Consider the following 20,105-nt stretch of genomic DNA (forward strand, 5'->3'; position numbering starts at 1 on the left):
TGTCGGTCACCGGGGCCGTCGAGATCAGATCGACGGTCGCTTCAGGTGGTGATCAGCGTGCCGATCTTCTCGCCGCCCACCGCTCGGACGATGGTGTCGTCCCCCTGGGCGCCGAAGACCAGCATCGGCAGGCCGTTCTCCATGCAGAGGCTGAAAGCGGCGGCATCGGCGACCCGCAGGTTGCGGCGCAGCACCTCGGAGAAGGTGATCGAGTCGAACTTGCTGGCGGTCGGGTCGACCCGCGGGTCGGCGGTGTAGACCCCGTCCACGCCGTTCTTGCTCATCAGCACCACGTCCGCGTGGATCTCCAACGCGCGCTGGGCGGCCACCGTGTCCGTGGAGAAGTACGGCATTCCCGCCCCGGCGCCGAAGATGACCACCCGGCCCTTCTCCAGATGCCGGATCGCCCGCAGGGGGATGTACGGCTCGGCGACCTGGGCCATCGTGATCGCACTCTGGACCCGGGTCTCGATGCCTTCCTTCTCCAGGAAGTCCTGCAGGGCCAGGCAGTTCATCACGGTGCCGAGCATGCCCATGTAGTCCGCCCGGGCCCGGTCCATGCCCCGCTTCTGGAGTTCCGCACCCCGGAAGAAGTTGCCGCCGCCGACCACCACGGAAACCTGCACCCCGCGCCGTACCACCGTGGCGATCTGCCGGGCGATGGCCTGTACGACGTCCGGGTCGACGCCGATCGCGCCACCACCGAACACCTCGCCGGAAAGCTTCAACACCACCCGACGGGACCGGCCGGGCGGTGGCGCCGTAGGGTCGTCCGCCGCCAGCGTCCGATCACTCACAACCTGCGTCATCCGCCCGTCCTTCCCCCACCGGTACACCGGGTGCATATCTGCCGCTGTCGACCTTATGGGACGAGGAGGCCGCGGTGCCTGTCGCGTACACCGGCGGCCTCCTCGTCGTGTCGTTGCTCAGCCCACGGGCGCAGGGCGCCCGACGGCGGCTCAGGCCTGGCCGACCTCGAACCGCACGAAGCGGGTGACCTCGATGCCGGCCTCGGCCAGCACCTGCTTCACGGTCTTCTTGTTGTCGGTGACCGAGGACTGCTCCAGCAGGACGAAGTCCTTGAAGAAGGAGTTCACCCGACCCTCGACGATCTTCGGCAGGGCCGCCTCGGGCTTGTTCTCCTCCCGGGCGGTCTGCTCGGCGATGCGCCGCTCGGACTCGACGACCTCGGCCGGCACCTCGTCACGGGTGAGGTACTGCGGACGCATCGCGGCGATCTGCATGGCAGCGGCGCGGGCGTCGGCGTCGGCGGCCTCGTCGGTCTTGCCGGTGTACTGCACCATCACGCCGACCGCCGGGGGCAGGTCCTGGGCCTTACGGTGCAGGTAGACCGCGACCGTGCCGTCGAGCTTGGCGAAGCGGTTCAGCACCAGCTTCTCGCCGATCTTGGCCGACTGCTCCTGGACCAGGTCGGCGACCGGACGGCCGTCGATCTCGCTGGCCAGCAGTTCCTCGGCGTTGCTCACGCCGGAACGCTCACCGTGCTCGACCAGCTGCTGGGCCAGAGCGATGAAGGCGTCGTTCTTGGCGACGAAGTCGGTCTCGCAGTTGAACTCGAGCAGGGCCTGGCCAGCGTGGGCGATCAGCCCGTTGGCGGCGGTACGACCGGCCCGCTTGCCGACATCCTTGGCGCCCTTGACGCGCAAGATCTCGACGGCCTTGTCGAAGTCGCCCTCGGCCTCGGTCAGGGCCTTCTTGCTGTCCATCATGCCGGCGCCGGTCAGGTCGCGGAGCTTCTTGACGTCCGCGGCGGTGATCTGGGACATGGCTCTCTCTTCGGTGTTGAGATTGCGATGGGATGGTCTGAGGTGCCGGTTACCCGGATTCGGGAAGTTCGTGCCGACCTGGTCGCCGCCGGTCACCATCAGCGAATCGACGGTGACCGGACGGCGGCGGGATCACTGACCGGAAACGGCAGCCGGCTGCTCGGGGGCCGGCTCGGTGGCGGCGGCGGGCTCCTCGTCAGCCTTCTTGGGCTCCTCGAGCAGCTCGCGCTCCCACTCGGCCAGCGGCTCGTCGGTGGCGACACCGGCCTCCGGCTTCTCGTCGCCACCACGGCGACGGCCGGAACGGGCGATCAGGCCGTCGGCGACGGCGGCGGCCACGACCCGGGTCAGCAGCTCGGCCGAGCGGATCGCGTCGTCGTTGCCCGGGATCGGGAAGTCGACCTCGTCCGGGTCGCAGTTGGTGTCGAGCACGGCGATCACCGGGATGCCCAGCTTGCGGGCCTCGTCGACGGCGATGTGCTCCTTCTTGGTGTCGACGATCCAGACCGCGGCCGGGAGCTTCTGCATGTCCCGCAGACCACCGAGGGTCTTGGTGAGCTTGATCTTCTCGCGGGAGAGCTGAAGGGTCTCCTTCTTGGTGTAGCCGGCAGCGGTGCCGCTGAGGTCACCGAGGGCCTCCAGCTCCTTCATCCGCTGCAGCCGCTTGTACACCGTCTGGAAGTTGGTCAGCATGCCGCCGAGCCAGCGGTGGTTGACGTACGGCTGGCCGACCCGGGTCGCCTGCTCGGCGATGGCCTCCTGGGCCTGCTTCTTGGTGCCGACGAACAGGATGCTGCCGCCCTCGGCCACCGTGTTGCGCACGAACTCGTACGCCTTCTCGATGTAGTCGAGGGTCTGGCGCAGGTCGATGATGTAGATGCCATTGCGCTCGGTGAAGATGAAGCGCTTCATCTTCGGGTTCCAGCGCCGGGTCTGGTGCCCGAAGTGAACACCACTTTCCAGCAGCTGACGCATGGTCACGACGGCCATGGTTCGTACTCCTTGGGGTCCCTGGTTCGTCCGCTCGGCCGGCGGCCGAGTGGCCTGGTGCCCGGTCGTCGGCCAGGATGGGCCCGACAGGTCGGGACCAGGGAGGCCGCCGCCGCACGACGACTTCGTGAGGAGGGCACGCGAGGTCGACCGCGCGAGGCGGTCGCCAGTCGACCAGTGTACGCCCCTGCCCCACCGCCCAGCCCCCGGGTGCAAGGAAGGGCCCCCTGTTAACGCCTGCGGTAGAGCAAGGGCCCCTTGTTAACACCTCCGAGCGCCCAGATGGTCAGCCGGTGGAGCGGCAGGTGGGTCAGCCGGCGGCCAGTGCCGCGGCGAGGAAGAGCGCCAGGCCGACCGTCAGGTAGGCGGTGGGCGGGCGTAGCCAGCCGCGCGCCCCGTCGGTGAGCGCGAACCCGGTGGTCCGCAGCCCGTACAGACCGGCCGCGAAGATCGGCAGACCGACCACCAGGAAGGTACCCACCAGCACATCGGCGGCGGAAACCGGATCCGCGGTCGCCCCGTGCAGCAACACCCGCAGGGCCGGCACCTCGAGGATCACCAACAGGACGGCGAACAGCACCGCGAGCACCGGTCGGCGGGTCCGGTAGACCCCGTCGCCGCTGGGCGACCCGGCCGGTACGCCCGGCACCTGGTAGCCGGCTTCCCCGGCCGGCCGGAAGCCGGTGTCCGTCCCGGCCTCCCCCGCCGACAGGTCACCCCGAGGGGCCACGGGCGGCATCGGCCCGGTCGGCTGCTCCAGGGGATTCACCGCCTCCGTGCCCCGTTTGGCCTCCACGATCGGATACCCGGCCAGCGGCACGGGCCGGGCCGGGTCACCCACCACGGACGCCAGCGGGGCCGGGTCACCCACCACGGACGCCAGCGGGGCCGGGTCGCTCACCATAGGCGCCGGGCGGGTCGGGTCACCCAGGGGATCTCCAGCCACCGGCGGGCTGGTCTCCTGGGCGGTCCGCCAGGGCGACCGTTCGGTGGGCAGCTCACCGGAGATGTCCGGGTCGGTCGACCCGGCTCGCCGGGCGCGCGAGGCCCGGTAGCGCTCGGGCTCGGCCGAGGTCTCGGCCAGGGGATCCGCACCGCCGAAGCGCCGCGCCGAGGTGTCGTACCGGTCCTCGTCGTCGACCCGTTGTTCGGGGGCCACCGACGGCTGGTCGTCCAGGTGTCTCGCCTGCGCCGTGCCGAGCCAGTCCGGGTCGCGGTAATCACGGTCGCCGGGGTACCAACGCGACTCCTGATCATCGGCAAAGCTACGTCGTCCATCCACGTCCGGCACGGTATGCGACCAACCGGCCGGTCGCCATTCGGCCCCGGCCCTGACCAGGACCCGAAGGGCGATTCGACCGGGTACGCAGAGCAAGAAGCTGATTCGTCACTCAGGCCCGCCTTAGCACACCAAGGGCATGATCGTCCGGCTGTCCACAACACCTCCCGTTGTCCACAGGTCGTACCACCGGGGGCACCTCGACGGCTCCGGTCCCGGCAGGGTGCCGGCCATGAGCAAGCGGAACCAGGCGGTCGGCGGGTACGGGGAGCGTTGCGCCGTCCGGCACCTGATCGAGGCAGGGCTGCGCCCGGTGGCCCGGAACTGGCGCTGCCCGGCAGGGGAGATCGACATCGTGGCCTGGGACGGGCCGGTCCTCGTCATCTGCGAGGTGAAGACCCGCCGCAACCACGACTTCGGCACCCCGGCCGAGGCGGTGGTCAGCCGCAAGGCCCACCGGCTGCGTCGGCTCGCCGTGGCGTGGCTGGCGGCCACCGGCACTACCGCCGAGGAGATCCGCTTCGACGTCGTCTCGGTCCTGCTGCCGCGCACCGGCCGGGCCCAGGTCGAACATCTCAAGGGAGCCTTCTGATGAGCTACGCCCGGGTGCTCTGTGTCGGCCTGGTCGGGGTCACCGGTCATCTGGTGGAGGTGGAGGCGGATCTCGCACCCGGCCTGCCCGCCGTGGTCATCTCCGGGCTGCCGGACACCGCCCTGCACGAGGCCCGGGACCGGGTCCGCGCCGCCGTGGTCAACTCCGGCCAGCGCTGGCCGAACCGGCGGATCACCCTGAACCTGCTACCGGCCACCATGCCCAAGTTCGGCTCGGCCTTCGATCTGGCGATCGCGGCGGCGCTGCTCGGCGGCTCCGGTGAGCTGCCCCTGGCCCCGCTGGAGGGCGTGGTGATCCTCGGCGAACTGGGCCTGGACGGCACCGTCCGACCGGTCCGGGGGGTGCTGCCGATGGCCGCCGCGGCGGCCCGGGCCGGGGTCCAGCGGGTGATCGTGCCGGCCGCCAACAGCGCCGAGGCCGCCGTGGTGCCCGGCCTGCGGGTACGCGGCGTGGACACCCTGCACCGGCTGATCGCCTACGTCCGCGACGGCGTACCCCTGATCGAGCCCCCGACCCACCTGCCGCCGCCGGCCGATCCCGGCCCCGATCTGGCCGAGGTGGCCGGGCAGGGGCTCGGTCGGCGGGCCCTGGAGGTGGCTGCCGCCGGGGGCCACCACCTGGCGCTGATCGGCCCGCCGGGGGCCGGCAAGACGATGCTGGCCGAGCGTCTGCCCTCGATTCTGCCGGAGCTGGACGACGCCGCCGCCCTGGAGGTGACCGCGCTGCACTCGATCGCCGGGCTGTTGCCGGCGGAGGGTGGGCTGCTGCGGCGGCCCCCGTTCCAGGCCCCGCACCACACCGCGACCATCCCGGCCATCGTCGGCGGCGGGACGGGGATGGCCCGGCCCGGCGCGATCTCGCTGGCCCACCGAGGGGTGCTCTTCCTGGACGAGGCTCCGGAATTCAGCCGCGCCGCCCTGGAGGCGTTACGCCAACCGCTGGAGCACGGTCGGGTGCGGTTGGCCCGTAGCCGGGGCGGCACCGAGTACCCCGCCCGGGCACAACTGGTGATCGCGGCCAATCCCTGCCCGTGCGCCAGTCCGGCCGGCGACGACCGGTGCGAGTGTCCCCCGCAGGCCCGCCGCCGCTACCTGGGTCGACTCTCCGGTCCCCTGCTCGACCGGATCGATCTTCAGGTGCGGCTGCTGCCGATGCGCGCCGCCGACCTGATGGAGGCGGGCACCCACGAGTCCTCCGCGGTGGTGGCGTCCCGGGTGCTGGCCGCTCGTAGGGCGGCGGCGGAGCGCTGGTCGGTGTTGGGTCGCCGCCTCAACGCGGAGGTGCCCGGTCAGCAACTGCGCCGGCCCCCGTGGCAGCTACCCGCCGCCGACACCGCCGAACTACGAGCCCGGCTCGACTCGGGGTCGCTCTCCGCGCGCGGCTTCGACCGGGTCATCCGGCTCGCCTGGACCATCGCCGACCTCGACGGGCGCCCCCGCCCAGACCGACACGACGTCGGCGAGGCCATCCATCTCAGGACGGGAGAGGGCATATGAGCACGTACGACGAGACCACACTGGCCCGGGTGGCGTTGACCTGGCTGGCCGAGCCGGGCACCCGCTCGGTGTACGCGCTGGTCGACGAACTCGGCCCGGTGGCCGCCCTGGATCTGCTGCTCGACGGCGGGGCGCCCCAGGAGGAGTTACGCGACAGCGTGGCGGCCCGCCGCCAGGCCGGGGATGCGCGGGCCATCGCCGCCGAGGCCCTGGAACGCGGCGAACGGCTGGGTGCCCGCGTCATCGTGCCGGATGACGACGAGTGGCCCGCCTCGGTCGAGCAACTGCGCACCCTCGTGCTGGAGGATGCGCGCCGCCGGGTCGACCGGGAGACCGCCCCACCCCTCTGCTTCTGGGTACGCGGGCCGCTGCCGCTGGCCGAGACGCTGGACCGGTCGGTGGCCGTGGTCGGGGCACGGGCCGCCACCCCGTACGGCCTGCATGTCGCCAGGGACCTGGGTTACGGCCTGGCCGACCGGGACTGGACGGTCGTCTCCGGCGGTGCCTTCGGCATCGACGCCGCCGCACACCGGGGCGCGCTGAGCGCGGGCGGCCGGACGGTCGCGGTGCTGGCCTGTGGAGTGGACCGCCCCTACCCGATGGGTAACACGGCGTTGTTCGACCGGATCGCCGACTCCGGGCTGCTGGTCAGCGAATGGCCGCCGGAGGCCGAGCCGCTTCGTCCCCGTTTCCTGATCCGCAACCGGGTGATCGCGGCCGGCACGAAGGGCACCGTGCTGGTGGAGGCGGCGGCCCGCAGCGGCGCCACCCAGACCACCCGACGGGCCCTGGCGCTGCACAAACCGGCGATGGTGGTGCCCGGTCCGGTCACCTCGGCGATGTCGGTCGGCACGCACGAGTTCCTGCGGGAGGAACCGGACGCCCGCCTGGTGACCGGGCTGGCTCAGGTGCTGGAGGAGGTGGGTCGGATCGGGGAACTGGCCCCGGTGCCACGGGGTCCGCAGCGACCCACCGACCTGATCGACGACGACGCCCGGGCGATCGTGGAGGTGATGCCCCGACGGGGCACGATCGGGGTGGACGACCTGGCCGGTCGCGCCGGTCTGGCGGTACGCACCGTGCTGCGCAAGCTGTCCCTGTTGGAGGAGTTGGCCCTGGTGGTTCGCCGCGGCGACGGCTACGCCCTGGTGACGGCCCCAGGCGCCCGCCGAGCCGCCCACCCTGACGGTGTCGCGGGCGGAGGCACCCGACCCTAGGCTGTGACCCGTGGGGGGTACGGAAGGTCGCAGCACCCGTGGCACCCGGGCCGTGCACGCGGCGCTGCCGGAGCCGCTACGCGAGGCGGTGGACGAGTTCGCCCGGCACCTGGCCTCGGTCCGCAACCGTTCGGCCCACACCGTACGGGCCTACGTCGCCGATCTGGTCTCCCTGTTGGATCACGCGCATCGGATGGGCGCCGCCGAGGTGGCCGAACTGGACCTGGACACGGTACGCAGTTGGCTGGCCAAGCAGCGCACCATGGGAGCCGCCCGGGCGTCGCTGGCCCGACGCGCGGCGGCGGCACGCACCTTCAGTGCCTGGGCGCACCGGGGCGGGCTGCTGCCCACGGATGTGGCCGCCACCCTCGCCAGTCCCCGCCCGCAGCGCACCCTGCCCACCGTGCTCCGCGCCGACCAGGCCGCCCTCCTCGTCGAGGCACCCACCCGATCCACCGCCGATGGCCGCGCCACTTCCGGCGCCCATCCCACCCCCGAGGCCGACGCCCACCCCACGGCTGGCCCTCCCACCGCCGATGGCACCGGCACAGAGGAAGCGGAGGGTGCCGAGGACGGAGAGCGGGTGGCTCGGGCGGTGCGGTGGCGTGACCGGGTGCTGCTGGAGTTGCTCTACGGCACCGGGGTGCGGGTCAGTGAGGTGTGCGGCATCGACCTGGCCGATGTCGACCATGGCCGGCGGGTGGTCCGGGTCCGGGGCAAGGGTGGCCGGGAACGGACCGTGCCGTACGGCCTGCCGGCGCAGCGGGCCCTCGACGAGTGGCTGCGACACGGGCGGCCCGTGCTGGCGGTCCCGGCCTCCGGAGAGGCGCTGCTGCTCGGCGCCCGGGGTGGCCGGCTGAATCCGACCACCGCCCGCCGGATCGTCGGTGCGTACGCCGAGGCCGCCGACCTGCCCCGGATCGGACCGCACGCGCTGCGCCACTCGGCCGCCACCCACCTGCTCGAAGGCGGGGCGGACCTGCGCGCGGTACAGGAGTTGCTGGGCCACTCCTCGCTGGCCAGTACGCAGGTCTACACCCATGTCTCGGTCGATCGGCTACGTGCGGCGTACCGCCAGGCCCACCCCCGCGCCTAAGTCGCGGCCACGACAGCGCCCGGATGGCGGAACACTTTCCGATCAAGATCCATCACCCAGGGCCCGGGGGTGGCGTTACGATCATCCGGTGAGCGTCCCGCCTCCGCCTGAGCCTATGACGGGCGCCCGCCTGCTCTTCTCCCTCGACCCGGCGGTCAGTCACCTCAACCACGGCTCGTTCGGCGCGGTGCCGATCATCGTGCAGCGGGCCCAGCAGCGGTTGCGGGACGAGATGGAGGCCGACCCGCTGCGCTTCTTCGCCACCGGCCTGGTCGACCGGATCACCCACGCCCGCCGGCACCTGGCCGGCTTCCTCGGCGCCGACCCGGACGGCACCGCCCTGACCGTCAACGCCACCACCGGGGTGGCGGTGGTGTTGCAGTCCCTAGGGCTGGGCCCGGCCGACGAGGTGCTCACCACCGATCATGGCTACGGTGCGGTCGACTTCGCCATCGCCCGGGAGTGCCGCCGCAGCGGGGCGACCCATCGGGTGCTGCCGGTGCCACTGTCGGCGACCACCGAGGAGATCGTGCAGATCGTCCGGTCCGGGCTGCGTCCGGGGCGTACCCGGCTGCTCGTGGTCGACCAGCTCACCTCGGCCACGGCACGGTTGTTGCCGGTCGCCGCCATCGTCGGGGTGGCGCGGGAACACGGGGTGTCCGTGCTCGTCGACGCCGCCCACGCTCCCGGGATGCTGCCGGCGAGCGTGCAGAGCATCGGGGCCGACTTCTGGGTCGGCAACCTGCACAAGTGGGGGTACGCCCCCCGTGGCACGGCCGTGCTGGTGGTCGCCCCGTCCTGGCGGGACCGCATCGAACCCCTGGTGGTCTCCTGGGAGCAGGCGGCCGGCTTCCCCAGCCGGGTGGAGTGGCAGGCGACCGCGGACTACACCGCCTGGCTGAGTGCCCCGGTGGGGCTCTACCTGCTGCGTACCCTCGGGGTGGACCGGGTGCGCGCGCACAACGCGGCTCTGGCGGCGTACGGCCAGCGGGTGGTGGGGGATGCCCTGGGGGTGCGGCCGGCCGATCTGCCCGAGCCCGGCGGACCCACGGTCGCCATGCGGATCATCCCGTTGCCGCCAGGGCTGGCCACCACGGTCGAGGGCGCCCTGGCGCTGCGGGCCCGGATCGCCGAGCGGCTCGCCATCCAGGTCGCGGTCAACCCCTGGAACGGGCGGGGCTGGCTGCGGCTGTGCGGCCAGGTGTACAACTCGCCCGACGAGTACGACCGGCTCGCCGGGCGGCTGCCCGCCCTGCTGGCCCAACGCTGACCGGCTTCCCGGCCAGGCTGATCGGCTCCTCGGCCAGCGGCAGCAGCCGGGTGCGACCGAGACCGAGCAGGGCCAACGGGTCCAGGTAGTCAGTACCCCGGCGCAGCCCCCAGTGCAGGCAGGCCGCCTCGGGGCAGCCCAGGTGCCCGGGCGCCAGGACCCCCAGGAGGGTGCCGGCCGCCACCGCGGTGCCGACCGTGACCACCGGTTCCACCGGCTCGTAGGTGGTGCGCAGCCCGTCGGGGTGGGTCACCGAGATCACCGGCCGGCCGGCGACCAGACCGGAGTACGAGACCGTGCCGCTGCCGGCGGCCCGGATCGGCGCGCCCGCCGGGACGATCAGATCCACCCCACGATGGCCGGACAGCCAGGGCCGAGCCGGAGGATTGAACCGGCGGCCCGGTCGAGGCACCCCCTCGACCGGCCACCGATACCCCTGCCCGGCAGACCCGACCTCTAGCGACAGCACGACGCCGGGCGACGGCACCACCCCCGACGGACCAGCCACCACCGTTGAGAGCGGCAGCATGGTGGGGGACGACCGCTGTCCGGACGAGGAGAGGGTCGGCATGAGGAGGGGCAGCAGCAGGAGGGCGCAGAGCGCCCGGGTTCGGGTCACCATGGCGGCGAGTGTGCCGATCCTGGGGCGGCCGCGCCGCCCGGCAAGGGTCGCCTGTGGACGACGCGGGGCCCTGTGGACAACCCACGCCGACGAAGTCGATCTGCTATGACCTGACGACAGCCGGGCCGGACCGCCAGTGTGGACCGATCGCGGCGGGTGGGGGTCCACCGCGCGGAAACCGGCCGGAGATCAGCCGGGGTTCAGCAGGGATCAGCCGCCGAAGCCGGAGTCGGCCGGCAGGGAGATGTCCGGCTTCTCCAGCTCCTCGACGTTGACGTCCTTGAAGGTCATCACCCGCACGTTCTTGACGAACCGGGCGGGACGGTACATGTCCCACACCCAGGCGTCGTGCATCTCGACCTCGAAGTAGACCTCGCCGTCGGAGTTGCGCACGTGCAGGTCGACCTGGTTGGCCAGATAGAACCGCCGCTCGGTCTCCACCACGTAGGAGAACTGACGGACGATGTCGCGGTACTCCCGGTAGAGCTGTAGCTCCATCTCGGTCTCGTACTTTTCGAGATCTTCCGCGCTCATCGCACTCCGCCTTCCATGACCACATCTTCCCCCACCGACGCCGGAGGCTGAGGCTGCTCGCCCAACGCCACGCCGACGGTACCCCCTGCGAAGCCTGAGCGCTCCATCGGCTCGTCCCAGCTTGCGCCCAGCGGTCGACGGGAGCGGGGTGGACGGCCGTCCAGGCCGGAGACGGCCGCTACGTTGACGTAGGAGAACCGGTGTTCCCGGCACGGACCCCGCTCGCGCAGGGCCGCCGTGTGATCGGCGGTGATGTACCCCTTGTGCTCGGCGAAGCCGTACCCCGGGTAGGTAGCCTCCAGGTCGACCATGATCCGGTCCCGGGTCACCTTGGCCAGGACGCTGGCCGCCGCTACGCAGGCCGCCACCCGGTCGCCCTTCCACACGGCCAGACCGGGCACGTCCAGGCCGTCGACCCCGAACCCGTCGGTCAACACGTACTCCGGTCGCACGGTCAGCGAGGCCAGCGCCCGACGCATCGCGGCCAGGTTGCACACGTGCAGCCCCCGGGCGTCGACCTCCTCGGCCGGGATGACCACCACGGCGTACGCCAGGGCACGCGCGACGACCTCGTCGTACACCCGCTCCCGGCTCGCCGGGGTGAGCAGCTTGGAGTCGGCCAGGCCCTCGATCTCACCTCGCCGCCCTTCCGGCAGCACTGCGGCGGCGGCCACCAGCGGCCCGGCGCAGGCCCCCCGGCCGGCCTCGTCGGCACCGGCGACGTACCGGAAGCCACGCCGTTGCAGGGCCCGCTCCAGCGCGTACAGCCCGGCTTCCCGGCGCACCACCGTGCGCGGCGGGGTCAGCATGGCGCACCGGGAGCCGTGGCCGTAGAGGCCAGGGCCCGGATCAGGACCTCGGGGAGGTCCAGGGGGTAGCACCGCTCGGCGGTGCTGCGCAGTTCCTGGGCCGACCACCACCGGTGGCCGTCCACGCTGTTGCGCTCCACCTCGCTGAATCCCGTCGTGTCGACCTCGTGTGCGGCGACCCGCACCAGGAAGAACCGCTGTTCCTGCCGGTACCACACCCCGTCGAAGGAGAACTCCGTCACCTCGGCGTGCACCGGCTCACCGAACTGGGTCATCGCCAACCGCAACCCGGTCTCCTCCGCCAACTCCCGCGCCGCGCCCTCGGGGTAGCTCTCCCCCGGGTCCAGGCCACCACCCGGGGTGAACCACCAGCGGCCGTCCTCCGGACGGGCGGGATCGAAGCCCCGGAAGAGCAGCAACCGGTCGGCCCGGTCGACCAGGAGCACCCGGGCGGCGCGCCTCGGGGTGTAGAGCGTCACCGCACCAGATTGCCAGACGTGGCCGACAACGCCCACGTCCCGTCCCCGACACCTCAGGGGGTGGGAATGGCCTCGAACTCCTCCGGCACGGTCAGCAGGGTGGCCCGGTTGAACGGCCAGAAGACCGTGAAGGCCCGGCCCACTACGTCCTTCTCCGGGATGGTCGCCGCGGTGATGTTCTCCCCGGACTGCTGGTAGTGCTCCAGGGAGTCACCGGAGGCGGAACGGTGGTCACCCATCACCCAGAGCCGACCCTGCGGGATGACGACGTCGAACTCCTGGTCCGCCGGCTTGTCCCGGTTGCCGTCGAAGGAGAAGATGTACGGCTCGTCCAGCGGCACCCCGTTGATCACCAGACGGTCCTGGGCGTCGCAGCAGACCAGCCGATCCCCGCCGACCCCGATCACCCGCTTGATGAAGTCCTCGCCCGCGGGGTTGCCGCTCCACTCGACCGGGGCCTTGAAGACGATCACCTCGCCCCGGTGCGGGGTCCGGAAGTTGTACACCAACTTGTTGACCAGCACCCGATCATCGATCTTGAGGGTGTTCTCCATGGAGGGCGACGGGATGAAGAAGGTCTGCAGTACGAAGGCCCGCACCAGTACCGCGACCAGGATCGCCACCCCCAGCAGGATGGGAAGTTCCTTCCAGAACGAGTGGCGTGGCTTGTCGGTCTGCTCGTCAATCACGGGAGGAGCCTACGTTGCCCGGATCGGTGCCACCGCGTGGAACGCGCTAGAACGGCTAGGGTGGCCGCGATCGGAAGCACCAGGACCACCCCTCCTTCGGTCGTGGGCCGCACCGGTGGGGCCGCCCCGCCGGTGGCCGTGACCGCCGGAGGCACCTCGGCGAAGGTCTCCGGCACCGGCAGGGTGTGCCAGCGGCTGGAGGGCCAGACCACCGCGAAGGCCCGGCCCACCACGTTGTCGATCGGCACCGTGCCCTGGCAGCGGGCGTCCTGGGAGACGAGCCGGTGGTCGCCGAGCACGAACATCTGACCGGGCGGGACCACGATCTCCTCGAACCGCCGGGACCGGCACTCCTGCGGGTTGGGGGGCAACTCCAGGGGGGAGTCCCGCAGCACGTACGCGGACTCGTCCAGCGGGGTGCCGTTGACCAGCACCCGCCCCTGCTCGTCGCAGCAGCTGACCCGGTCACCCGGCAGGCCGATGACCCGCTTGATGAAGTCCTTCTCCCCCGGGCGGCTCAGCCCGACCAGGTCACCCACCGTGCGGCCTAGCCGGTCGGTGAAACCCCCGGCCGGCTCCACGTCCACCTGCGGGACCCACTGGTCGGTGCCCCGGAAGACCACCACCTCGCCACGCTGCGGATCCCGCACGTTGTAGACGACCTTGTTGACCAGGACCCGGTCCCCGACCAGCAGGGTGTCCTCCATCGACCCCGAGGGGATGAAGAACGCCTGGAGCAGGAAGGTACGGATCAGCACCGCCAGGCAGAAGGCCACGACGAGCAGCAGCGGCAACTCCTGCCAGAGCGGCATCTGCCGTTTCTCACGCCGGGCCCGTCGTCGCCACGGATCAACCGAGCCGCTGTCGTCAAGCGCCTGTACCACGCCCACTCCCCGGTCCGCAGATACGACTACCGCCCGGCAGTCTCGTCGAGACTTCCCGGGCGGTAGTGGAGGTCACCCGCCAGCCATGGCGGGTCGCCGCCCCGCTGCGCCCGTACGACCAGGGTAGTGCGGTCTGGCCGGTACGACATACGCGCAGCTGAGGCGGCGTGGCGCAGCGCGAGGTCAGCTCGGCTGCTTCTCGCGCAGCTCCTTGATCTTGGCCTTCTTGCCCCGCAGCTCGCGCAGGTAGTAGAGCTTGGCGCGGCGGACGTCACCACGGGTCACGACCTCGATCCGGTCGATCGCCGGGCTGTTGATCGGGTAGGTCCGCTCGACACCGACGCCGAAGCTGAGCTTGCGGACGGTGAAGGTCTCGCGCAGTCCGGCGCCCTGGCGACGGATGACCACGCCCTGGAAGATCTGGACCCGGGAGCGGTTACCCTCGACCACTCGCGCGTGCACCTTCACGGTGTCACCGGCGCGGAAGTCGGGAAGGTCGGTGCGCTTCGACTGGGCGTCAAGAGCGTCCAGGATGTTCATCGCTCGTCCTCGTGAGGCTCACGGCGCACCGTCAATCGGCGCGCGAATGGGTGATACTGATCCCCGGATGGCGGCCGGTGGAACCGACCCCGGTCGGGGATCCTCGCAGCCGTCCACGGCGCAGACGACTGCGGCAACCCCTCTACTTTGCCATATCCCGTCCGGGCACCGGAAACCCGGCCCGGTCGAGGGTCGCCACGTCCCGTTTGTCCAACTGCTCAGGGTCGAGGGCGGCCAGCATGTCCGGCCGACGTCGGCCGGTGCGCTGCAGGGCCTCGTCGCGGCGCCAGCGGGCGATCCGCCCGTGGTCGCCGGAGCGCAGCACCTCCGGCACCTCCAGCCCCCGCCAGGCCGCCGGCTTGGTGTACATCGGCGCTTCCAGCAGCCCGTGGGCGTGTGACTCCTCGGTCAGCGAGCCGGCGTTGCCGAGCACCCCGGGCAGCAGCCGGGTGACCGCCTCCAGGATCACCAGCACGGCCACCTCGCCACCGAAGAGCACGTAGTCGCCCAGACTGACCTCGGTGACCGGCATCCGGGTGGCCGCGTGGTCCAGGACCCGCTGGTCGATGCCCTCGTACCGGCCGCAGGCGAAGATCAGGTGTGGCTCGGCGGCCAACTCGTACGCCAACGCCTGGGTGAAGGGCACCCCGGCCGGGGAGGGCACCAGCAGTCGGGGGGTCGCCGCCGACTCCGCCGGGGCCAGGGCGTCCAGGGCCGCACCCCAGGGCTCGGGCCGCATCACCATGCCCGGCCCACCGCCGTACGGGGTGTCGTCGACCGTGCGGTGCACGTCGTGGGTCCAGGTACGCAGATCGTGTACGCCCAGCCGCAGGGTGCCGTTGGCCCGGGCCTTGCCGATCAGGGACAGATCCAGGGGGGCGAAGTACTCCGGGAAGATCGACACGATGTCGACACGCATCAGGGGTGCTCCGCGATCAGAGGTCGAGCAGGCCGTCAGGCAGGTCGACCACGACGCGACCACCGGCCAGATCGACCTCGGGGACCATCACCTTGATGAAGGGAATCAGCGCGGTACGTCCCTCGGGGCGACGCAGCACCAGCAGATCCGAGGCGGGTGCGTGGTCGATCCGGGCCACCTCGCCCAGTCGCTCCCCGGCCGGGGTGACCACGGCCAGCCCGACCAGTTGGTGGTCGTGGAACTCCTCCGGGTCCTCCGGCGGGGCCACGTCGGCGCTGTCCACGGCGAGCAGGGTGCCCCGCAACGCCTCCGCGACGTTCCGGTCCAGCACGCCGTCGAAGGCGACCAGGAGATGACCCTGGTGCCAGCGGGCAGCCTCCACGGTCAGCTCGGCGGGCACCTCGTAGCGCTCTCCCGGACTGGCGGCCGGCTCCTGGCGGCCACGGGGAACCGCCCCCGGCATGGTGGTCAACACCATGCCGGGGGCGAACCGCGTCTCGGGCTCGTCCGTACGCACTTCCACGGTGACCTCACCGCGGATGCCGTGCGGCTTGCCGATCCTGCCGACGATGAGCTGCATCAGTACGAGTCGACGATGTCGACGCGCACGCCGCGCCCACCGATGGAGCCGATCACCTGGCGCAGTGCCTTGGCGGTCCGACCGGACCGCCCGATCACGGTGCCCAGGTCCTCGGGGTGCACGCGGACTTCGAGCCGCTTGCCCCGACGGGAGTCGACCATCCGGACGCGTACGTCATCGGGGTGATCGACGATGCCCTTGACCAGGTGCTCCAACGCCGGCCGCAGTGCCATGTCAGGCCTGCTCACCGGAGTCCGCAGCGGCCGGCTCCTCGGCCTTCGGCGCCTCCGCCTCGGCCTTGGCGGCCTTCTTGGCCGGCTTGGCCGGGGTGTCCGCCACACCGGCGGCGGCCTTGGCCTCGGCCTCGTAGGCGGCCGTGCGGTCGACCCGCTCCGGCGCCACCTTCAGCGGCGGCGGGGCCGGCAGGCCCTTGAACTTCTGCCAGTCACCGGTCAGCTCCAGCAGCCGCTGCACCGCCTCGCTCGGCTGGGCGCCGACGGACAGCCAGTACTGGACCCGCTCCGACTTGACCTCGATCACCGAAGGGTCTTCCTTCGGCTGGTAGATCCCGACGAACTCGATCGCCCGGCCGTCGCGCTTGGTACGCGAGTCGGCGATGACGATGCGGTACTGCGGGTTGCGGATCTTGCCCATCCGCAGGAGCCGGATCTTTACGGCCACGGTTGTTTCGCTCCTGTTGCGATCTCACCGGCCCAGGTGGGCGGTGTGCACGGGTGAGCGCCAACCGGCACAGTGGGGTTGGGCCGGAGACAGCTCGGGTGGACTGGCGGCACGCCCGGGTTAGAGGGCGCCGGACGCGCGCCGGATACCAGCCAGCCATTCTGCCAGATCCACCCGGGATCCCTCACATCGGACCGGGGCGGGTCACCCGCAGTGGCCCCGAAGTGACGCAGAACACAGCCAACTCAGCGTGCGGGTGGGCGGTCCCAGCCGGCGGGCAACTGCTCCGGGGGCACCCACTGCGGGGGTGGGGTGAAATCGCACCAGGTGCCGTCGAAGGGGAACTCCCCGGCCTCGGCCAGGGCGATCACCCGCTTGCCCTCGGCTCGTACGGCCGCCTCGTCGGTCACCCAGTAGTGCTCCGGGAAGGCCAGCCGCTCGACGAACTCGCCCTCGTCCTTCCACTCCCAGCTGCGGTCCGGGCGCACCCACACATCGAGATCCTGATCCACGATGTCGACCCCGGCCAGCCCGCCGTCGTCCCACCGGACCCCGTGCTCCTCCAGGTTGACGTACCACCCGGCGAAACGCCCCTGCGGGTCGCGGAACCACCAGACGGAATGCGCCGCCCCGGCAGGCAGGAACTTCAGCAGCGGCGGCCCGTTCCACCGCCCCTGCTTCAGTTGGAAGGTCGGAGTGAGCCACTGCGCGAACGGAACCGCCCGCATCCCCAGCCCGTCGGCGTTCACCTCGCCGGCCACCGGCGACCCCTCGGCCACCCAGAGCAGCAGCCCCCGCTCGTCATCACTGACCACCCGGGCCGGCCGAACCCACCCGATCCGCCCCCGGCGCACATTACGGTGCACCACCAACCGCCCCACCTCAAACCTCACCCCCCGACCCTACCGCCCCCCATTCCCCGCGATCTTGCACTTCTGGTCGCCGAAATGCACCTTTGCTGCGGGTTCGCCCCGACAGAAAGTGCAAGATCGACGAGCAGAGCGGGGGTGGGGGCGCGTGGGTAGCGCCTGGGGTGGGTTAGTAGGCGCGGGCGAGGATGGCGGTCAGGTTGGGTTCGTCCTCGGTGTCGGGGACGGAGTTGTCGGCGCGGACCAGGCAGCGGACGGTGACGCCCTGGGCGTTGGCCTTGGCTTCGCCTTCGACACCTACCGCCGACCACGGAACCCTTGCCCAGCCGGTGGCCGCCGCCTCGATCGCCTCCTCCAGGGTGGCCACCTCGGTGGTGCGGGACTGGCGGAAGGCCAGCGCCTGGTCGTGCAGGGCCTGCTGGTCGGCCGCCAGGGCGGCGAGCACCGCGCCGACCACGTCCGCGATGGGGGTGGGGGCCTTCGAGCCGTCCGTACGCCGGACCACGACCGCGTTGCCGGCGGCCAGGTCACGGGGGCCGACCTCGACACGTACCGGGTAGCCGCGCAGCTCGGCGTCGACGGCCCGGCGGCCGAAGGGGGTGTCCGTGCGGTCGTCGAGCAGGACCCGGACCCCGGCGTCGCGCAGGGCGTCGCGCAGCTTGGCCGCCGCCTCGCCCACACCCTCGCCGTCCTTGACCACCATGACGTACGCCTGCACCGGGGCCAGCTTTGGCGGCACCCGCAGGCCGTTGTCGTCGCCGTGGCACATGATCAGACCGCCGAGCATCCGGGTCGAGGTGCCCCAGGAGGTGGTCCAGGCGTGCTCCCGGCCGCCCTCGGCCGAGGAGTAGCTGATGTCGAAGGCCTTGGCGAAGTTCTGCCCGAGCTCGTGGCTGGTGCCGAGCTGAAGGGCCTTGCCGTCGCCCATCATGCCTTCGCAGGTGTAGGTGGCGGTCGCCCCGGCGAACCGCTCCCGGGCGGTCTTGAGCCCGACCACCACCGGGATGCCGAGCACGTTGACCATCAGGTCCTCGTACGCCTCGTGCAGGATCTTGCGGGCGTAGGCCCGGGCGTCCTCGCGGGTGGCGTGGGCGGTGTGCCCCTCCTGCCAGAGGAACTCGCTGGTGCGCAGGAAGATCCGGGGGCGCAGCTCCCAGCGGACCACGTTGGCCCACTGGTTGAGCAGCAGCGGCAGGTCCCGGTACGAGTCGATCCACTTGGCCATGAACTCGCCGATGACGGTCTCGCTGGTGGGGCGCACCACGACCGGCTCGGCCAACTGCTTGCCGCCGCCGTGGGTGACCACCGCCAGCTCCGGCGAGAAGCCCTCGACGTGCTCGGCCTCGCGCTTGAGGTAGCTCTCCGGAATGAACAGCGGGAAGTACGCGTTCTCCGCCCCGGCCGCCTTGATCCGGTCGTCCATCTCGGCCTGCATCCGCTCCCAGATGGCATAGCCGGCCGGTCGGATCACCATGGTCCCCCGCACCGGCCCGTTGTCGGCCAGCTTCGCCTTAGCGATGAGGTCCTGGTACCACCGGGGGAAGTCTTCAGCCCGGGGAGTAAGCACGCGCGCCATAACCGCACATCCTATGCAGGGGCGGACGGGGCAGCGCGATCGGGCGCGGCATCACTACCCATCGGCCGCCGTGCGGTAGGTCGGGTCAGCGGATGACCCGTCCGCGCAGCACGATGCGGGCCGGCTCGCGAACCACCCGCAGGTCCCGGCGCGGGTCCTCGGAGTAGACGACGAGGTCGGCCAGGCCACCGTCGACCAGGCCGGGGAAGCCCAGCCACTGCCGGGCCCGCCAGGTGGCGGCGGCGAGCACGTCCTCGGTGCTCATGCCGGCCTGTTCGTGCAGCAGCAGCATCTCCTCGGCGGCCAGGCCGTGGTCGATGCCACCACCGGCGTCGGTACCCACGAAGATCGGCACCCCGGCCTCGTACGCCGAACGCACCACCTCGGGGAAGCGGTCCCGCAGGGCGATCATGTGGTCGGCGTACCCGGGGAACTTGGGTCGGGCCTGGTCGGCGATGTGGCCGAAGGTCCGAATGTTGATCATCGTGGGGATCAGCGCGGTGCCCTGCCGGGCCATCAGGTCGATCAGGTCCAGGCTCAACCCGGTGCCGTGCTCGACCGAGTCCACCCCGGCCCGCACCATGATCTCCACGGCCGACTCGCTGAAGGTGTGCACGGCGGCGCGCACCCCGGCGGCGTGCGCGGCGGCCACCGCGGCGGCCATGGTGTCCGCGTCCCAGGCCGGCGCCAGGTCACCGACCCCCCGGTCGATCCAGTCCCCGACCAGCTTGACCCAGCCGCTGCCGGCCGCCGCCTGCTCGGCCACGGTCGCCGCCACCTGGGCCGCCTCGACCTCCACCCCGATGTCGCGCAGGTAGCGCCTCGGCGGCGCGATGTGCCGCCCGGCCCGGATCATCCGGGGCAGGTCGGGTTCGTCCTCAAGCTCCGGGTACGGAAAGGGGGAACCGGCGTCCCGGATCGCCAGCACACCCGCGTCCCGGTCGATCCGCGCCAAGGCCCGCGCCTGGTCCAGCGAGGTGATCGGGGTCGCGCCCCGGGCGATGCCGATGTGGCAGTGCGCGTCCACCAGCCCCGGCAGGACGAAGCCACCGTCGGCGATCGTCTCGGCACCCGGCACCGGTTCGAAGGTGATCCGGTCGCCGACCAGCCACAGATCCCGGACCTCGTCGTCCGGCAGGAGCACACCGCGCACATGCAGAGCCATGCGCACAGTC

Annotated in this window: 22 protein-coding genes and 1 pseudogene; 5 read left to right on the forward strand and 18 right to left on the reverse strand. The window is 71.7% G+C overall.

Translation table 11 applies throughout. The annotated features are described in order from the left end of the window. Nucleotides 1-41: 41 nt before the first annotated feature. From pyrH to ABZ795_RS12015, 4 genes and pseudogenes are all read right to left on the reverse strand, one after another. Nucleotides 42-809 carry a UMP kinase gene (pyrH, locus tag ABZ795_RS12000; protein ID WP_357530310.1) on the reverse strand — a complete coding sequence of 256 codons (768 nt, stop codon included), beginning with the start codon at nucleotides 807-809 and terminating at the stop codon, nucleotides 42-44. A 150-nt stretch (nucleotides 810-959) separates the two neighbouring features. Next, nucleotides 960-1,787, reverse strand: a complete 828-nt coding sequence (tsf, locus tag ABZ795_RS12005) for a translation elongation factor Ts (protein WP_327022243.1) — start codon at nucleotides 1,785-1,787, stop codon at nucleotides 960-962. Nucleotides 1,788-1,919: 132 nt separating this feature from the next. Further along, complete coding sequence (gene rpsB / locus ABZ795_RS12010) at nucleotides 1,920-2,777, reverse strand: 30S ribosomal protein S2 (protein WP_327022244.1); 858 nt, start codon at nucleotides 2,775-2,777, stop codon at nucleotides 1,920-1,922. Between the two features lie 310 nt (nucleotides 2,778-3,087). Then, nucleotides 3,088-4,096 (reverse strand): annotated as a pseudogene (locus ABZ795_RS12015) (hypothetical protein). A gap of 192 nt (nucleotides 4,097-4,288) precedes the next feature. Here ABZ795_RS12015 and ABZ795_RS12020 point away from each other — a divergent pair. The 5 genes from ABZ795_RS12020 to ABZ795_RS12040 all read left to right on the forward strand — a co-directional run bounded on the left by ABZ795_RS12020 (nucleotide 4,289) and on the right by ABZ795_RS12040 (nucleotide 9,748). Beyond that, on the forward strand, nucleotides 4,289-4,648 hold the full coding sequence (locus tag ABZ795_RS12020; protein ID WP_357530311.1) for a YraN family protein: 360 nt from the start codon (nucleotides 4,289-4,291) through the stop codon (nucleotides 4,646-4,648). Next, nucleotides 4,648-6,165: a YifB family Mg chelatase-like AAA ATPase gene (locus tag ABZ795_RS12025; protein ID WP_327022246.1), complete on the forward strand. Its 1,518-nt coding sequence runs from the start codon at nucleotides 4,648-4,650 to the stop codon at nucleotides 6,163-6,165. Before ABZ795_RS12020 ends, ABZ795_RS12025 begins: the two co-directional genes overlap by 1 nt. Further along, nucleotides 6,162-7,382, forward strand: coding sequence for a DNA-processing protein DprA (locus ABZ795_RS12030; protein WP_357530312.1), 1,221 nt, complete (start codon nucleotides 6,162-6,164; stop codon nucleotides 7,380-7,382). The genes ABZ795_RS12025 and ABZ795_RS12030 overlap by 4 nt, the downstream gene beginning before the upstream one ends. 10 nt (nucleotides 7,383-7,392) lie before the next feature. Next, on the forward strand, nucleotides 7,393-8,478 hold the full coding sequence (locus ABZ795_RS12035; protein ID WP_357530313.1) for a tyrosine recombinase XerC: 1,086 nt from the start codon (nucleotides 7,393-7,395) through the stop codon (nucleotides 8,476-8,478). An 88-nt stretch (nucleotides 8,479-8,566) separates the two neighbouring features. Next, nucleotides 8,567-9,748, forward strand: coding sequence for an aminotransferase class V-fold PLP-dependent enzyme (locus ABZ795_RS12040; RefSeq protein ID WP_357530314.1), 1,182 nt, complete (start codon nucleotides 8,567-8,569; stop codon nucleotides 9,746-9,748). Here the strand turns inward: ABZ795_RS12040 and ABZ795_RS12045 are convergent. The 14 genes from ABZ795_RS12045 to ABZ795_RS12110 all read right to left on the reverse strand — a co-directional run bounded on the left by ABZ795_RS12045 (nucleotide 9,636) and on the right by ABZ795_RS12110 (nucleotide 20,095). Further along, nucleotides 9,636-10,277, reverse strand: coding sequence for a M23 family metallopeptidase (locus ABZ795_RS12045; RefSeq protein ID WP_357530360.1), 642 nt, complete (start codon nucleotides 10,275-10,277; stop codon nucleotides 9,636-9,638). The two genes, ABZ795_RS12040 and ABZ795_RS12045, sit on opposite strands and share 113 nt — an antisense overlap. Before the next feature lie 303 nt (nucleotides 10,278-10,580). Further along, nucleotides 10,581-10,904 carry a DUF2469 domain-containing protein gene (locus ABZ795_RS12050; RefSeq protein WP_007075222.1) on the reverse strand — a complete coding sequence of 108 codons (324 nt, stop codon included), beginning with the start codon at nucleotides 10,902-10,904 and terminating at the stop codon, nucleotides 10,581-10,583. Next, a complete protein-coding gene (locus ABZ795_RS12055; RefSeq protein ID WP_357530315.1) occupies nucleotides 10,901-11,713 on the reverse strand; it encodes a ribonuclease HII in 813 nt (270 codons plus the stop codon). Before ABZ795_RS12055 ends, ABZ795_RS12050 begins: the two co-directional genes overlap by 4 nt. Continuing rightward, nucleotides 11,707-12,192: an NUDIX domain-containing protein gene (locus tag ABZ795_RS12060; protein ID WP_357530316.1), complete on the reverse strand. Its 486-nt coding sequence runs from the start codon at nucleotides 12,190-12,192 to the stop codon at nucleotides 11,707-11,709. Before ABZ795_RS12060 ends, ABZ795_RS12055 begins: the two co-directional genes overlap by 7 nt. 53 nt (nucleotides 12,193-12,245) lie before the next feature. Further along, entirely contained in the window at nucleotides 12,246-12,881 is a 636-nt protein-coding gene (gene lepB, locus ABZ795_RS12065; protein WP_357530317.1) for a signal peptidase I, read from the reverse strand. Next, nucleotides 12,878-13,765 carry a signal peptidase I gene (gene lepB, locus ABZ795_RS12070; protein WP_327022253.1) on the reverse strand — a complete coding sequence of 296 codons (888 nt, stop codon included), beginning with the start codon at nucleotides 13,763-13,765 and terminating at the stop codon, nucleotides 12,878-12,880. The genes lepB (ABZ795_RS12065) and lepB (ABZ795_RS12070) overlap by 4 nt, the downstream gene beginning before the upstream one ends. A 183-nt stretch (nucleotides 13,766-13,948) precedes the next feature. Then, nucleotides 13,949-14,305, reverse strand: coding sequence for a 50S ribosomal protein L19 (gene rplS, locus ABZ795_RS12075; protein WP_327022254.1), 357 nt, complete (start codon nucleotides 14,303-14,305; stop codon nucleotides 13,949-13,951). Nucleotides 14,306-14,447: 142 nt separating this feature from the next. Further along, nucleotides 14,448-15,224 (reverse strand): tRNA (guanosine(37)-N1)-methyltransferase TrmD, encoded by a 777-nt coding sequence (gene trmD / locus ABZ795_RS12080; protein WP_357530318.1) that lies wholly within the window; start codon nucleotides 15,222-15,224, stop codon nucleotides 14,448-14,450. A gap of 16 nt (nucleotides 15,225-15,240) precedes the next feature. Then, on the reverse strand, nucleotides 15,241-15,804 hold the full coding sequence (gene rimM, locus ABZ795_RS12085; protein WP_327022256.1) for a ribosome maturation factor RimM: 564 nt from the start codon (nucleotides 15,802-15,804) through the stop codon (nucleotides 15,241-15,243). Continuing rightward, entirely contained in the window at nucleotides 15,804-16,064 is a 261-nt protein-coding gene (locus ABZ795_RS12090) for an RNA-binding protein (protein ID WP_357530361.1), read from the reverse strand. The genes rimM and ABZ795_RS12090 overlap by 1 nt, the downstream gene beginning before the upstream one ends. Beyond that, entirely contained in the window at nucleotides 16,039-16,485 is a 447-nt protein-coding gene (rpsP, locus tag ABZ795_RS12095; RefSeq protein WP_327022257.1) for a 30S ribosomal protein S16, read from the reverse strand. The genes ABZ795_RS12090 and rpsP overlap by 26 nt, the downstream gene beginning before the upstream one ends. Nucleotides 16,486-16,730: 245 nt before the next feature. Next, nucleotides 16,731-17,378 carry a DUF402 domain-containing protein gene (locus ABZ795_RS12100; RefSeq protein ID WP_357530319.1) on the reverse strand — a complete coding sequence of 216 codons (648 nt, stop codon included), beginning with the start codon at nucleotides 17,376-17,378 and terminating at the stop codon, nucleotides 16,731-16,733. 145 nt (nucleotides 17,379-17,523) lie between these two features. Continuing rightward, entirely contained in the window at nucleotides 17,524-18,930 is a 1,407-nt protein-coding gene (gene proS / locus ABZ795_RS12105) for a proline--tRNA ligase (protein WP_357530320.1), read from the reverse strand. A gap of 85 nt (nucleotides 18,931-19,015) precedes the next feature. Further along, on the reverse strand, nucleotides 19,016-20,095 hold the full coding sequence (locus ABZ795_RS12110; RefSeq protein ID WP_357530321.1) for an amidohydrolase family protein: 1,080 nt from the start codon (nucleotides 20,093-20,095) through the stop codon (nucleotides 19,016-19,018). Nucleotides 20,096-20,105 lie beyond the last annotated feature (10 nt).

The sequence above is a fragment of the Micromonospora sp. NPDC047134 genome, from assembly GCF_040643455.1.
Taxonomy (GTDB): domain Bacteria; phylum Actinomycetota; class Actinomycetes; order Mycobacteriales; family Micromonosporaceae; genus Micromonospora.

Coding starts and splice junctions, on each gene's coding strand:
- ABZ795_RS12020 (WP_357530311.1), top strand. CDS start 4,289: ATGAGCAAGCGGAACCAGGCGGTCGGCGGGTACGGGGAGCGTTGCGCC.
- ABZ795_RS12110 (WP_357530321.1), bottom strand. CDS start 20,095: ATGGCTCTGCATGTGCGCGGTGTGCTCCTGCCGGACGACGAGGTCCGG.
- tsf (WP_327022243.1), bottom strand. CDS start 1,787: ATGTCCCAGATCACCGCCGCGGACGTCAAGAAGCTCCGCGACCTGACC.
- trmD (WP_357530318.1), bottom strand. CDS start 15,224: ATGCGTGTCGACATCGTGTCGATCTTCCCGGAGTACTTCGCCCCCCTG.
- ABZ795_RS12045 (WP_357530360.1), bottom strand. CDS start 10,277: ATGCTGCCGCTCTCAACGGTGGTGGCTGGTCCGTCGGGGGTGGTGCCG.
- ABZ795_RS12050 (WP_007075222.1), bottom strand. CDS start 10,904: ATGAGCGCGGAAGATCTCGAAAAGTACGAGACCGAGATGGAGCTACAG.
- ABZ795_RS12055 (WP_357530315.1), bottom strand. CDS start 11,713: ATGCTGACCCCGCCGCGCACGGTGGTGCGCCGGGAAGCCGGGCTGTAC.
- rpsB (WP_327022244.1), bottom strand. CDS start 2,777: ATGGCCGTCGTGACCATGCGTCAGCTGCTGGAAAGTGGTGTTCACTTC.
- ABZ795_RS12025 (WP_327022246.1), top strand. CDS start 4,648: ATGAGCTACGCCCGGGTGCTCTGTGTCGGCCTGGTCGGGGTCACCGGT.
- pyrH (WP_357530310.1), bottom strand. CDS start 809: ATGACGCAGGTTGTGAGTGATCGGACGCTGGCGGCGGACGACCCTACG.
- proS (WP_357530320.1), bottom strand. CDS start 18,930: ATGGCGCGCGTGCTTACTCCCCGGGCTGAAGACTTCCCCCGGTGGTAC.
- ABZ795_RS12030 (WP_357530312.1), top strand. CDS start 6,162: ATGAGCACGTACGACGAGACCACACTGGCCCGGGTGGCGTTGACCTGG.
- rimM (WP_327022256.1), bottom strand. CDS start 15,804: ATGCAGCTCATCGTCGGCAGGATCGGCAAGCCGCACGGCATCCGCGGT.
- rplS (WP_327022254.1), bottom strand. CDS start 14,305: ATGAACATCCTGGACGCTCTTGACGCCCAGTCGAAGCGCACCGACCTT.